This window comes from Paenibacillus sp. FSL H7-0714 (assembly GCF_038003765.1).
Taxonomy (GTDB): Bacteria; Bacillota; Bacilli; order Paenibacillales; family Paenibacillaceae; genus Paenibacillus_AQ.
This window is the reverse complement of record NZ_JBBOPT010000001.1, coordinates 4,310,801-4,324,055: the sequence shown is the minus strand read 5'-3', so window position 1 is coordinate 4,324,055 and position 13,255 is coordinate 4,310,801. Positions and strand designations below refer to the sequence as shown.

The window sequence follows — 13,255 nt, the reverse complement described above, 5'->3', positions numbered from 1 at the left end:
GAAGGAGGCAACCCGATGAACGATATGGAAATCAAGGAACTTCAGCAAGCAGATGTGGCGGAACTGAAAGAAGGCGTCCACGGTTACAGCAGCGAGACGAATTGGGTGAAGCCGGAAAATCCAATTACGCTGGAAAGGTTGGAATGGTTCAAGGATCAGAAATTGGCCCTAATGATGCATTGGGGACCTTATTCGCAGATTGAGGTTGAGTCCTGGATTCTCAGCGACGAAGATGGTGATTGGGCGCGTAAAGATGTCGATTGGACGAGCGACTACGAAGAGATGAAGCGCGAATATTTCGGACTCAACCGCACGTTCAATCCGTTCCGCTTCCAGCCGGAGCTATGGGCGGAAATCGCTGCCGAAGGCGGGTTCAAATATTTGATTTTCACGACCAAGCATCACGACGGATATTGCATGTGGGACACACATACGACGAATTACCGAATTACTGGCTCCGAAACGCCGTTTCATGCACATCGCTATGCCGACGTTTGCAAGCATGTGTTTGACGCTTTCCGCAGCAAGGGGCTTGCGATCGCCGCATATTTCTCGAAGGCGGATTGGCAATCGCCGTATTACTGGGCGCCAGGAATGGAACGGGGCAGCAATACGTGGAGAGGGCCTTCGTACTCCCCCGAGGAATATCCGTGGCTGTGGGAGCAATTCGTCGATTTCACCCATGAGCAAATCATGGAGCTGATGAGCCGTTACGGCCGGATCGATATTTTGTGGCTGGATGCGGGCTGGGTTAAAGATAGTGATCAGGTAAAGCAGGACATTCGATTGGGCGAGGTTGTCGAGCGCGCCCGTCAAACGCAGCCGTGGCTGTTATCCGCGGATCGTACAGTCGGAGGGCCTTACGAAAATTACGTGACGCCGGAGCAAACGATTCCGGAGCGTCCGCTGAACGTACCGTGGGAAAGCTGCATTACGATCGGCACACAGTGGGCTTTCAAATACGATGACCAGTATAAATCGGGGAGAGAGCTCGTTCGCATTCTGATGGAAGTCGTATCCAAAGGCGGCAATTTGGCGCTTAACGTAGGTCCTCAACCCGACGGACGATTGCCGGCTGGGGCGGTTAAGAGTATCAATGAGCTGGGCGGATGGATGAAGGTTTACGGTGAAGCGGTATACGGCACACGCGTGTGCGGACCGTATTTTGCCGGTTCCTGCGCGTTCACCTCGAAAGGAAATACCGTATACTGTACGTACTTGTATGAAAGCGCAGATCAAGCCGTAGCTAAGCTCGTTCATATTCCTTATAAGGAGCCCGTTTCAGGCATCGAACTTGTCGGAAGCGACGCTTTGCTGCAGGTTGAGCGTACGCCGGAAGGAATCTCGATCACACTTCCGGATTGCGAATTGAACGGGCAGGCTCCGATCGCCCATGTTTTCCGCATGCAGAAGGGCGAGGAGGCAAAGTGAACGATAAGATTCTTAGCTTTAAGTTATTATACGATGGGGTCTGTGGGCAATAATGCGAGCGCAGAGGTGAGAAGAAGAAGTAGCCGGATGACAAATACATGTTCGAACGCGAACCCGCGTAAATCGCGGGTTTTTTCCTTTGTCAGCGTATATTCTTGCCAGAAATCATTGTCAAGAATAAGTACCGTTAGCTGATTATAGAAATAGGCTTATGCTAAGGAAGAGGATACCGATCATGGACTGGGGCTAGACTTAAGTTGGAAATTATTCTCACCTTTTTATTGCATCTTCCTCGCCTTTTTGCTATATTTGATATTAACAAGTTGTTATTATCAAAAAGTTACTAACAATAAACTGAATGGTGAAGATTAGGGGATTTAATGAAAGGGAGCGGATGAAAGTGGATAAAACATGGGGTGGTTGGAATCTGTTTGAAATCGTCTGGCTAGTTTTATTTACCTCTATTGCTGTTGCGTTTACGGTTATTTCTAAAGATTCCTTATTTGGATTTACGGTCTTTATGACCGGGGTGCTGTGTGTGGTGCTCGCGGCGAAAGGAAACCTGATGAGTTATGTTTTCGGAATGTACAATACCGTTGGTTACGCGTACTTGGCTTATATAAACGGTTTGTTTGGAGAGGTCATGCTGAATTTGTTATTCTTTGTACCTATGAATGTCATTGGCTTCTATATGTGGAAAAACAACCGCCAAGACGGCAAGCTATCCATGCGACAGATGGATCTTAAGTGGCTGTTCCTTGTTGGAGCGGTCTGCGTAATAGGCTGCCTGTTACTGGGAATCGGGCTATCGTTCATCCCAGGGCAGAACTCACCTTATATAGATGCTATTACAACGGTATTATCCATTGTGGCTACCTTTTTAATGGTCAGAAGATTTAAGGAACAATGGCTGGTCTACATTGTTTTGAATATGTTTACGGTGCTGCTGTGGGTAATTCGGATGCTAGAAGGCAGTAGCGAAGGGGTGCTAATGATCGTCATGTGGAGTGCGTATCTGATTAACGCGGCATATGGCTATTACAATTGGAATAAAGGGGCTAAGGAGGTATCGGTATGAAGACGCTTGGATTAACGCTGGGGAAGTTTGCCCCGTTGCATAAAGGACATCAATTCATGATCGAGACCGCGTTGCAAGAGGTCGACGAATTGATTGTGGTAATCTACGAAACGACGGTGACCCCGATTCCGCTTCATATCCGGGCGAACTGGATCCGCAAGCTCTATCCGACGGTCCGGGTAATCGAAGCTTGGGACGGTCCAGACGGGTATTCGAACGATCGGGAGCATGAGATTCGAGAGGAGCAGTATATTTTAGGGCTGTTGAAGGGCGAGCAAGTGACGCATTTTTACTCTAGTGAGTTTTACGGTGAGCATATGAGTGTCGCATTAGGAGCGGCGGACCGGCGGGTGGATGAAGCCCGTGAGCGGGTGCCGATTTCGGCCACGATGGTACGTGCCGACCCTTATAAATATCGCAGATTTGTAAGTGATGTCGTGTATAGGGGGTTAATCACGAAAGTGGTTTTTGTGGGAGCGATGTCGACTGGAAAATCTACAATCACCGAAGCGCTGGCGCAGCGGTATCGCACAACCTTTGCGAGCGAATATGGGCGTGATTACTGGACCGAGCATCAAGTGGATCGTAGAATCAGCCTAGAAGCGTTCGATGAGATCGCTTTGGGCCATATCGAACGTGAGGAGCAGGCGATGCTGGAAGCTAACCGATATCTCTTTGTCGATACCAATGCAATTACCACATATATGTTTGCTTTGGATTACCACGGCCGGGCCCCTGAATGCTTAGCCCGGATCGCATTAGAAAACGCGCAGCGCTACGATCTGTTTTTCCTGTGTGACGATGATATTCCTTATGAGAATACATGGGACCGTAGCGGGGATCAGAAGCGTCATATTTTTCATAAGCAAATCATTGCCGATTTGAAAGAGCGGCGGATTCCCTATATCACGTTACGAGGAAACCTAGAGGAACGAATGCACAAAGTAAGTGAGGTCTTGGCAAAGTTCGAGCCCTACCGGAATTATTTCGGAGAGTTGAATGGCTAGAATAAAGAACAAAGGAGGCAAGGATACATGAATATGTTGGATCGCGATGGACTTACGGAACGTCAATTTTTAGAGCAGTACCATGTCGGGGATTTCGAGCGGCCTTCGGTGGCGGCGGACATGGTCATTTTCACCGTTACGAACACGGAGGCGGACAGCTACCGCAAGCTTCCGGAAAAAGAGCTGCGAATTCTGCTCATTCAGCGGGGAGGTCACCCGTTCCTGGGCAATTGGGCACTTCCAGGCGGTTTCGTCCGGCCGGACGAGACGACAGAGCAGGCGGCGGTGAGGGAGCTGAGTGAGGAAACCGGTGTGGATGACGTTTATTTGGAGCAGTTGTACACCTTCAGCGATGTTGGAAGGGACCCTCGTACCTGGGTGATGAGCTGTAGCTACATGGCCTTAATCAACAGTGATCAGGTACAGCTGAAAGCAGGAGATGACGCTGTCCATGCTGCCTGGTTCAAGGTAACCTATCGGCTTCTGCGCGAGCGGAAAGAGATTATTGAGGATGGGTATGTGAAAACGAAGGAATACGAGCTCAAGCTAAGTAGCGATGAAGAAGAGTTTACGGCAGTTGTGGGTCGGACGATGACATCAAAGTCGGCCTCTACGTCAACCGCATACTCCATTGTATCAAATGACGGATTGGCTTTTGATCATGCGAAGATTATAGCTTGCGCTATTGAGAGACTGCGGGGAAAAGTGAATTACACCGATATTGCGCTAAACTTGATGCCGGGTCTCTTCACTTTGACGGATCTACAGCAGGTTTATGAGGTGATCTTAGACAAAGAGCTGCTGAAAGCCGCATTCCGGCGTAAAGTAGCGGATCTCGTAGTGGAGACCGATCATTATACTGAAAATGCGGGACACCGTCCTTCCCGCTTATATCGGAGAAATATGGAGGAATATCAATGATATACAATATAGAGCAGTTAAGAAAAGCTTATATCGCGGGCAAAACGTTCAAGTTTGTGTTCTTCTGGGGCCATACACCGCCAAAGCACGACGGCGTCGACAAAAGCTGCTTCAGCCAATGGTGGATGAGTCCTTTCGTGGTAGAGGGGATCGAGTATTCCTGTGTCGAGCAGTTTATGATGTCCGAGAAAGCAAGACTGTTTGGAGATGACGATATGTTGGACGCGATCCTTAAAGCTAAGCATCCCAAGGAGATGAAAGCCTACGGGCGTGCAGTAAGAAACTTCGAAAATGACACTTGGGATAAAGAATGCTATGACATTGTCAAAAGAGGAAATATAGCCAAATTTTCGCAGAATCCGAAGCTTGGCGAATACCTCAAGTCAACGAAAAACCGTATTCTCGTCGAAGCTAGCCCACAGGATCGCATTTGGGGAATAGGCATGAGCCAGTCCAATCCGGATGCGGAGAATCCTATAAAATGGCGGGGTAGGAATCTACTTGGATTCGTGCTGACCGAAGTGAGGGACGAATTGCTACGGGATTAACTTCATCCTATATTTAAATGAAAAGATAACGATATCCCTTTGGATTTCGTTATCTTTTTTGTTCACCCTCTAAAAGCCGAAGCTTCATCACCCCAGGTGTACAGCCATAAGTATTTCGGAAGATTCGGATAAAATAATTCGTCTCCATTCCCAGTTGAATCGCAATATCCTGAACGAGAATATCAGCATTCTCTGTCATTAACTGTATCGCACGTTCTAGTCGCAGATTCTGTAGATATTTATGTGGAGTTACGGCATATTCCTGTACGAATAGACGCTGGAAATGCTGAACGGAATACCCCACAGCAGCTGCTAGATTGGAGATAAGGAGTGGCTCAGTATAATGTTCGTTAATAAGTTCAACCGCTTTAGCCAACGCTTCATTACGCACAGACTCAAGTTCTAAACGACTGCCTGAGGAGTGTATGGATTCAGAACGACGTAACATCAGAAGTAATCGATATAGGGTTATAGATAGATCCTCCATCCCTTGCTCGTCTTGACGACTAGCCGTCTGCGTATGCCAGATCTTTCCGATTTCCTCCCAACATTGTTCAAAACGAGCAGGATGATAGGGGAGAGAAGGGAGAAGGCCAATCCCCTCCAGCATTCCTTGCGATTGACTCCCTTCGATTCCGATGAAACCCACATGCCATGGTTCATGTGAGGTAGGATAATATTCGTGTCCTCGATCCGGTGGGAAGGCGAAAGCCATTCCAGGTTCTAGTATGGTTTCAGAACCGGTCTCCAGATCACGAAACAACCCAGTTCCGGTACGAATCAGAAAAACTTGATGAACAGGAAAACCTGTAGGGCGCACATGATGAAATTGTATATGACGACCTACAGAGTAGGGATATAAGGGAAGCGTCTCAGCGTCGCGCGGTAGTTCTATCAGTGAAAAAGGAAGCAGGATGATTCACCTCATATTCATTTTGTACTATCACTTCGAGAGTATATTCCTACTGATCGGTATGAATTTTCTTATATTATAAATAGTATAAATGATGATTCGTGAATTTGATAGCTTAAGCATCTAGCGTCTCATCAGAGAATAGTCCCATTTAAGAAATGGGCAGAATTGAGAGGATGATCTTACATTATGACTAAAAAACACTCCCCGATTAGCAGCAAAGCTCCAGTGATGCTGCACGGTGCCGATTATAATCCTGAGCAATGGCTGAAGTACCCAGAAATTTTGCGTGAGGATATTCGTCTGATGAAGCTTGCGAATTGCAATGTGATGTCTGTCGGGATTTTTTCTTGGGTATCCCTAGAGCCTGAAGAAGGTGTGTTCACTTTCGATTGGCTCGATAGTGTTTTGGATTCTTTTGCAGAGAATGGGATTTATGCTTTCCTGGCAACTCCTAGTGGAGCACGACCTGCTTGGATGTCTGAGAAGTACCCTGAAGTTCTAAGAGTGGAACGTAATCGTGTTCACAATTTACATGGCTTCCGTCATAATCATTGCTTCACCTCGCCTGTGTATCGGGAAAAGACTGCGATTTTAAATGCGAAGCTAGCAGAACGTTATAGCCAGCATCCTGCGGTTATCGGTTGGCATATTTCGAATGAGTTCGGTGGCGAATGTCACTGTGATCTTTGTCAGAATGCTTTTAGAGATTGGTTAAAGGTCAAATACAATAACAGTCTGGATGAGGTGAATCATGCTTGGTGGGCTACTTTTTGGAGTCATACCTACACTTCATGGACACAGATTGAATCCCCGGCTCCACATGGAGAGACGCAAGTACATGGCTTGAATCTCGACTGGCGGCGGTTTGTCAGCGAACGGACGATTGATTTCTGTCAGCATGAGATCAATACTGTTCGCCCATACAATCCAGCGTTGCCAATTACGACGAATATGCATATGATCGATGGCATTGATTATCGCGAACTAGCCAAAATTCTGGATGTTGTCTCATGGGATGCTTATCCAGAATGGCATTATACTGAAGACGGTGACGATGCTAGATTAGCGGCATGGACGGCAATGCACTACGATTTAATGCGTTCTTTTAAAAAGAAACCGTTCCTCCTCATGGAAAGCACGCCATCTCTTACGAACTGGCAATCGGTCAGTAAGCTGAAGCGTCCTGGTATGCACAAGCTGTCTTCGCTTCAAGCGGTAGCACATGGTTCGGATTCTGTACAATATTTCCAATGGCGTAAAAGCCGGGGCTCTAGTGAGAAGTTCCACGGTGCAGTTGTTGACCATAGCGGCCACTCCGAGACTCGTGTGTTTAAAGACGTTACAGAGGTAGGAAAGACGCTGGCGGGAATGACAGAAGTAGTAGGTACATCAACTCCAGTAAAAACAGCGATTATTTTCGATTGGGACAACCGCTGGGCGATCAAGGATGCGCAAGGCATTCGTAATTCCGGATTGCGTTATGAGGAGACTGTACTACAGCATTATCGTGCCCTTTGGGAGCTAGGCATTCCAGTTGATATGATCGGATCGGGGGATGATCTGTCCGCTTACAAGCTGGTGATCGCACCTATGTTATATCTGATCAGTGAAGAGAATGGAAAGCGTATCGAGAAGTTTGTTGAGCAAGGCGGAACTTTCCTTGCAACCTATTGGTCTGGTGTCGTTAACGAAACGGATTTATGTCATTTGGGTGGATTCCCAGGACCGCTACGTAGAACGCTCGGCATTTGGGCAGAAGAGACCGAAGGGCTGCATAGCCGTGATTTGAATGGTGTTGTAATGCAGGCGAGCAATGTACTTAAGCTTAGTGGAGATTATGATGCGCATGAAATTGCTGAGCTGATCCACTTGGAAGGTGCGGAAGCATTAGGCACTTATCGCAGCGATTTCTATGCTGGCCGTCCAGCGCTTACGGTAAATCGTTTCGGTGAAGGAAATGCGTATCATCTCGCTACTCGTGTAAAAGATGCCTCTTTCTACGTTGAATTGTATGCTGCAATCACTGCAAAAGCGGGAATTACTCGTGCGCTTGATAGTGAGCTTCCAACTGGTGTGACAGCGCAGCTTCGTACGGATGGAGAGAGTGATTATATTTTTGTGCAAAACTACAGCGGCAGTCCGCAAGCGGTACAATTAGATGGAGCGGATTATACGGATTTGTGCTCAGGCACTGCTGCTCCGTCTGTGTTAAATCTAGCTGTAAATGATCTCGCAATGTTGAAGCGTAAATCGTTAGTATAAAAAGAAGGCAGGACCTGAGGGATTCAGGTTCTGCCTTTTTACTATCAATCCATAAATCGTCCCATCATAATAGTGTTATAGAATTTTCCGTCAGCAAGAATCTTATCATTTTTTAATATTCCCTCGATCTCAAAGCCAAGCTTCTGATAAAGGGTGATAGCTTTGTCGTTCGTTTCGAGGACATTTAAAGTGATTTTTTGGATACCGTTAGCGTCGGCCCAAGCAATAGATTCTGCTAAAAGATTCTTTCCAATTCCATAACCCCAATAATTCTGCAGCACACATACTCCGAACTCGACTTTATGAGCGAATCTTGCTAATGAATGGCCTTCGCATCTAGAGAACCCAACGATTTGATTATTAACTACCGCGATTAGAAATAAGTTTCTTAGTTTCTCTGAATCAGATAGAATAAGCTGCTGAAACCCTATTTCGTCTATAAAAGCCTCCCCTGGTTCTCTGTCTAAATTCTCGGTCTCACCATCAATTTGTACTCTTAATTTGGACAATGTCATAGCATCCGTAGTGATTGCAGATCTTATGGTGTAATGGATGCCTTTCACGGTAAATGTTCGTTGATCAATAATCATTTGTCCTCCGTTACTACTAGTGATTTTAGAAATATAGCTTCGATACCCTCTATAATACGAGTATAATAACCCACTTCATGGGGTACAAAATGGGTCTTGTCTACATCCTGCTCAATGGTAATTCTATGTCCATGCGGATCGATTTGAAAACCGTTGACTTGTAGACTATGTATTTCTCCCTGCCAAAATCTGCGGAAATCAGAGAACTTAGCTTTGACAATGCCGGCGACCTCTTCTTTTTGTAGCTGAAAATCTTCTAGACGATAGGGATTGTTATAAACAAAGACATGCGCTCGTTCATTATCGATAAGTTTTTCTTTTTTCATACTATAAGGAATTGTCCCTAGCGGGATCAGGTCTTTTAAGGATAAATCCAGTCCGAGCTCTTCATGAACCTCGCGTGTTCCATCTTCTACAGTTTCGTTTGCCAGCAAATGTCCGGCTGCCGTGATGTCCAGTAGTCCCGCGTAATCTTGTTTCTGTTCACTCCGAAGTTGTAAATAGATATAGGGTATTTCCTGATCTTTGCTTATAAACCAGCAGTGGAAAGTCTCATGCCAATGTCCTAACCGATGTACCTCTTCACGAGGAGCCGTACCTGTTCGGTTGCCTGCTTCATCAAAAATGGTAAGTATCTCATTATGCATAGAAAAGCTCCTTTGTGATGATTTCTTCTTTCTAAAGCCTATCATAAAAACGTTCGAATTACCCTAAATGTTAGGGAGGTTCTTATTGACAACCGCTAGAATGAAATGTATATTTTTGGATGTTAATCAAAGGAGGAGTTAAATGAATTTAGTAACCATGAAGCAGAAGGATTTGGACACTTTAAGTGATGAAAGATTAGGATGGGCCTGTATGGAGCCTACCTTTCAGCAGATTCGCGCAAAATCACCATCGATCAAATCCGAAGTGATCTCAAAGCTCACAGATGGACAGAAAGCACTTTGTATGTTCAGAGTAATGCATGATCACAGCCGTAATTCCGAAGGGGAGTATTATGCTTGGATTTCTTACATGCAAGACCTGCCGGGGTATTGGACAGGGGTGATGGGAGGCATACGATTTTTTGGCGATGATCCGATGATTCTTTTGCTTCAGGAAACAAAGGCATTTCTCGAAGAAAGAAACAATCGACTTGGAATACAGTGGGTTGATGCTACCATCACGGATCTCGATCGAGATCCTGAGTTGTTGAATGAGATGAGTGGTTTATTTGAACGATTTAAGAACATAGCCGAAGATAGCCACAGGTTGATTGGCGAGTATATTCGGGCACATCCGGGAGAATTTGTGGAGATAGAAGGCTAATAATTATGAAAAAAAGTAAATTATTTTTATTGTTTCTTATAGTAATAAATCTGCTTCTTTATGGAGTTCCCTTATATCACAGTTATAATTCATTTCAAAATCTTGTACTGGATCGAATCGATGCTACTCAAATCACCTCCATTAGAGTTCTTAAGAGTTCTAATGAACAAGAAATTAAAGTGGATGACCTGAAAGAAATTGAAAAGATCATACATGAGTTTTCTGACGTGAAATTAAAAAGAAGTGATGCATCAGAACGACCTGCGGAGACCTATTGGATAAGAATATATGTAAATAAAGATCAGCGCTTTGGAATGACACTCTATGGCACAGATTACTTGTATTTCAGCGATCGATCTAGTAATAGTAAGTATCACTCTGGAAATTTTAAGATTACTAGTAAATTTGATGGGGAATCCATTACAAGCTTGTTTAAGTAAAAATAACCCGCTGCCACAGGCAGCGGGTTAAATATTTCAGGTTATTTATCTAGCCATCCATCCGCCGTCAACATTAAGAATATGACCATTCAAATAGTCGGAAGCTGCGGAAGCTAAGAATACAGCAGGGCCTTTAAGGTCATCAGGCGTTCCCCAACGTGCAGCTGGAATACGATCTAAGATAGCATCCGAGCGACTTTGGTCAGCACGGATCGGAGCTGTATTTTCAGTCGCCATGTAGCCTGGTGCAATCGCATTGATGTTTAGACCGGAGCCTGCCCATTCATTGGCAAAAGCTTTAGTAAGACCTGCAACCCCGTGCTTACTCGCGGTGTAGCCAGGGACATTGATTCCGCCTTGATAGGAGAGCATAGAAGCGATGTTAATGATTTTGCCGGATCCTCTTTCCAGGAAGTGGCGGCCAGCGATCTGAGACAGAAGGAACACTGTGTTCAAGTTCAGGTTAATAACATCGAACCAGTCTTTTTCACTATGGTCTTTTGCAGGAGTACGGCGGATCATTCCTGCACAGTTCACGAGAATGTCAACATGACCAGTCAGTTCAAGTGCTTGGTCAAATGTGTTTTGCAGGTTGCTATGATCACTTAAGTCAGATTCGATGCTAACCGCTTTTACACCAAAAGCTTTTGCGGCGTTTACGGTTTCTTGACTTGTATTAAGCGATACGGATGCAATATCCGCACCTGCTTCTGCGAAGGCAAGGGCAATGCCTTGTCCAAGACCTTGAGCAGCACCGGTTACGAGTGCTGTTTTACCTGCCAAGCTGAATAATGATGATGACATTATAAATTACGCCCCTTTGATTTAAATGGATTTGATTCCGTTATTACTCACATTCAATGGCAATGCCTGCACTGCGGAACTGTTCTGCTGTTTCGGGTGAGAGTCCTTTATCTGTCAAGATAACGTCAACTTCCTGCAGAGAAGCGAATGTACGCAGCGCAGTTTGGCCGAATTTATGATGATCCACAACCGCGAACACTTTACGGGCAGTAGACACAAGGGCTTGCTTAAACTCAATTAAATCTCCTGTATAAATAGAAAGTCCATGTTCGATATGAACAGCTGTCGAGGACAGAAATGCTTTTTGAATATTAAGTTGTTGCACATAGGAGACGGCTTCAGGGCCGGCCAACATATTGCGGACACGGTAACCCCCGGGAACGACGAGACGAATATGATCTTTGGGAACCAGTTCGCTGATGATGTATACATCATTGGTGACTACCGTTAGAGGCATATTGTCCAGGCGTCGGGCAATTTCAAGCGTTGTGCTCCCGCCGTCAAGAGCTATAATATCGTCCTGTTCAATATGAGCAAGCGCGCGCAAGGCGATCTCTGTTTTTTCGTCGGAATACTTATCCAATGGATCCTTAGAGGGCAAAATACCAAACTGGTCGCTTTGTGCCAGCACAGCTCCGCCATGTACACGTACGATCAGTCCTTGCTCCTCCAGCTTGCTTAAATCCTCACGAATTGTTTTTCCCGTAACTTGTAGCTTATCGCTCAGTTCATTCACCGTTACATCTTTTTGGTTCAGCATAACTTCCATAATCATCTCATGTCGTCGTATCGGGTTCATCCGCTTGCCTCAGCTTTCCGTAATTGATTAAAATTATAAGAAAGTTTAAGTTTCACGCTAGACTCTTCCTTATAATTCTCGCACAAACGCTTATCGTCCTTAAAAGGACGCCGAAGGCGTTTTAGCTTGTCTCTATTGTAGTTCTTTCATGGATACGGGGTCCATATCATCATATCTTTTATTATCGCCAGCCATACTCCAGATAAAAGTATAGTTATGAGTACCAACACCACTGTGGATGGACCAGCTTGGAGAAATAACCGCTTGTTCGTTTTGCATTACGATATGGCGAGTTTCATTAGGCTCTCCCATCAAGTGGAACACAACGGAATCGTCCGGTAGATCGAAATAGAAATAAGCTTCCATCCGGCGTGGATGTGTATGTGCTGGCATCGTATTCCACATGCTACCTGGCTTCAGTTGAGTCATACCCATAACTAGCTGAGCACTTTGCACGCCGTTTGTATGAATGAACCGGTGAATGGTACGCTCGTTGGAGTTCTCCAAACCGCCCATCGCACCAGATTCGGATTCAGCCAGAGTGGTTTTGGTAGTTGGATAGGACTGGTGAGCAGGCGCAGAATTCAAATAGAATTTAGCGGGCTTGGAAGCGTCTGCACTTTTGAAGATAACATCTTTAGAACCTTGACCGACATACAGACATTCTTTGAAATCTACTTCATATTCTGTACCATCGACAATAACCGAACCTTTACCGCCAACATTGATGATCCCCAGCTCACGGCGTTCCAAGAAGTAAGTAACTCCAAGTTCTTTAAGGTCAGTTGTAAGTGCAACTTCTTCCTTAACAGGATTAGCACCGCCAACGATCATGCGATCCTCATGGGTAAGTACAAGTTTCAGTTCATCTGGTGCAAAAATGACAGGAATGTGGAATTCCTTACGGAGGCGATCAGTGTCAAACTGCTTAACTTCATTAGGGTGGGATGCAAAACGTCTTTCCATGGAATATTCAATCTCCTTCACAAGCATATTTTCGTTCGTATAAGTACAATTTACTCCATTTATGTTCATATTACAAGTGTTTGTTTTTATATGTTGGTTCATTTTAGTTTATTTTTAAGTTTTAATAATTGCCAAATGAACGAAAAGTGTGCACAATAGATCTAAAATGCTTAGTTCTCATT

The 13,255-nt window shown here is 45.2% G+C and carries 14 protein-coding genes; 8 read left to right on the top strand and 6 right to left on the bottom strand.

Annotation, left to right across the window (positions count from 1 at the left end):
• Positions 1 to 24 precede the first annotated feature (24 nt).
• The 5 genes from NST34_RS19320 (at position 25) to NST34_RS19300 (ending at position 4,985) form a co-directional block, all read left to right on the top strand.
• A complete protein-coding gene (locus tag NST34_RS19320) occupies positions 25 to 1,431 on the top strand; it encodes an alpha-L-fucosidase (RefSeq protein WP_076300652.1) in 1,407 nt (468 codons plus the stop codon).
• Between the two features lie 400 nt (positions 1,432 to 1,831).
• Positions 1,832 to 2,509 carry a nicotinamide riboside transporter PnuC gene (gene pnuC / locus NST34_RS19315; RefSeq protein ID WP_256721747.1) on the top strand — a complete coding sequence of 226 codons (678 nt, stop codon included), beginning with the start codon at positions 1,832 to 1,834 and terminating at the stop codon, positions 2,507 to 2,509.
• A complete protein-coding gene (locus NST34_RS19310; RefSeq protein ID WP_076286218.1) occupies positions 2,506 to 3,516 on the top strand; it encodes an AAA family ATPase in 1,011 nt (336 codons plus the stop codon). The genes pnuC and NST34_RS19310 overlap by 4 nt, the downstream gene beginning before the upstream one ends.
• Before the next feature lie 27 nt (positions 3,517 to 3,543).
• Positions 3,544 to 4,437 (top strand): NUDIX hydrolase, encoded by an 894-nt coding sequence (locus tag NST34_RS19305; RefSeq protein ID WP_341128585.1) that lies wholly within the window; start codon positions 3,544 to 3,546, stop codon positions 4,435 to 4,437.
• Positions 4,434 to 4,985 (top strand): NADAR family protein, encoded by a 552-nt coding sequence (locus NST34_RS19300; protein ID WP_341124818.1) that lies wholly within the window; start codon positions 4,434 to 4,436, stop codon positions 4,983 to 4,985. The genes NST34_RS19305 and NST34_RS19300 overlap by 4 nt, the downstream gene beginning before the upstream one ends.
• Positions 4,986 to 5,034: 49 nt before the next feature.
• Here the strand turns inward: NST34_RS19300 and NST34_RS19295 are convergent, their stop codons facing one another.
• Positions 5,035 to 5,805, bottom strand: coding sequence for an AraC family transcriptional regulator (locus tag NST34_RS19295; protein WP_256716388.1), 771 nt, complete (start codon positions 5,803 to 5,805; stop codon positions 5,035 to 5,037).
• A gap of 282 nt (positions 5,806 to 6,087) precedes the next feature.
• On the opposite strand from NST34_RS19295, the gene NST34_RS19290 reads away from it, so the two are divergent.
• Entirely contained in the window at positions 6,088 to 8,163 is a 2,076-nt protein-coding gene (locus NST34_RS19290; protein WP_341128584.1) for a beta-galactosidase, read from the top strand.
• A gap of 44 nt (positions 8,164 to 8,207) precedes the next feature.
• Here NST34_RS19290 and NST34_RS19285 read toward each other — a convergent pair whose 3' ends face one another.
• Together NST34_RS19285 and NST34_RS19280 are read right to left on the bottom strand one after the other, a co-directional pair.
• The gene (locus NST34_RS19285; RefSeq protein WP_339796583.1) at positions 8,208 to 8,753 is read right to left on the bottom strand and encodes a GNAT family N-acetyltransferase; all 546 of its coding nucleotides are present in this window, start codon (positions 8,751 to 8,753) and stop codon (positions 8,208 to 8,210) included.
• Complete coding sequence (locus tag NST34_RS19280) at positions 8,750 to 9,400, bottom strand: NUDIX hydrolase (RefSeq protein WP_341128583.1); 651 nt, start codon at positions 9,398 to 9,400, stop codon at positions 8,750 to 8,752. The genes NST34_RS19285 and NST34_RS19280 overlap by 4 nt, the downstream gene beginning before the upstream one ends.
• A 142-nt stretch (positions 9,401 to 9,542) precedes the next feature.
• Between NST34_RS19280 and NST34_RS19275 the strand changes: the two genes are divergently transcribed.
• Both NST34_RS19275 and NST34_RS19270 read left to right on the top strand, forming a co-directional pair.
• The gene (locus tag NST34_RS19275) at positions 9,543 to 10,064 is read left to right on the top strand and encodes a hypothetical protein (RefSeq protein WP_341062067.1); all 522 of its coding nucleotides are present in this window, start codon (positions 9,543 to 9,545) and stop codon (positions 10,062 to 10,064) included.
• 5 nt (positions 10,065 to 10,069) lie between these two features.
• A complete protein-coding gene (locus NST34_RS19270) occupies positions 10,070 to 10,504 on the top strand; it encodes a DUF5301 domain-containing protein (RefSeq protein WP_341128582.1) in 435 nt (144 codons plus the stop codon).
• Between the two features lie 45 nt (positions 10,505 to 10,549).
• On the opposite strand, the gene kduD is transcribed toward NST34_RS19270, so the two are convergent.
• The 3 genes from kduD to kduI form a co-directional block, all read right to left on the bottom strand.
• Positions 10,550 to 11,308 carry a 2-dehydro-3-deoxy-D-gluconate 5-dehydrogenase KduD gene (kduD, locus tag NST34_RS19265; RefSeq protein ID WP_042189303.1) on the bottom strand — a complete coding sequence of 253 codons (759 nt, stop codon included), beginning with the start codon at positions 11,306 to 11,308 and terminating at the stop codon, positions 10,550 to 10,552.
• A 43-nt stretch (positions 11,309 to 11,351) separates the two neighbouring features.
• Positions 11,352 to 12,107 carry a DeoR/GlpR family DNA-binding transcription regulator gene (locus NST34_RS19260; RefSeq protein ID WP_076286209.1) on the bottom strand — a complete coding sequence of 252 codons (756 nt, stop codon included), beginning with the start codon at positions 12,105 to 12,107 and terminating at the stop codon, positions 11,352 to 11,354.
• A 132-nt stretch (positions 12,108 to 12,239) separates the two neighbouring features.
• Entirely contained in the window at positions 12,240 to 13,073 is an 834-nt protein-coding gene (gene kduI / locus NST34_RS19255; protein WP_076300614.1) for a 5-dehydro-4-deoxy-D-glucuronate isomerase, read from the bottom strand.
• Between the last annotated feature and the right edge of the window lie 182 nt (positions 13,074 to 13,255).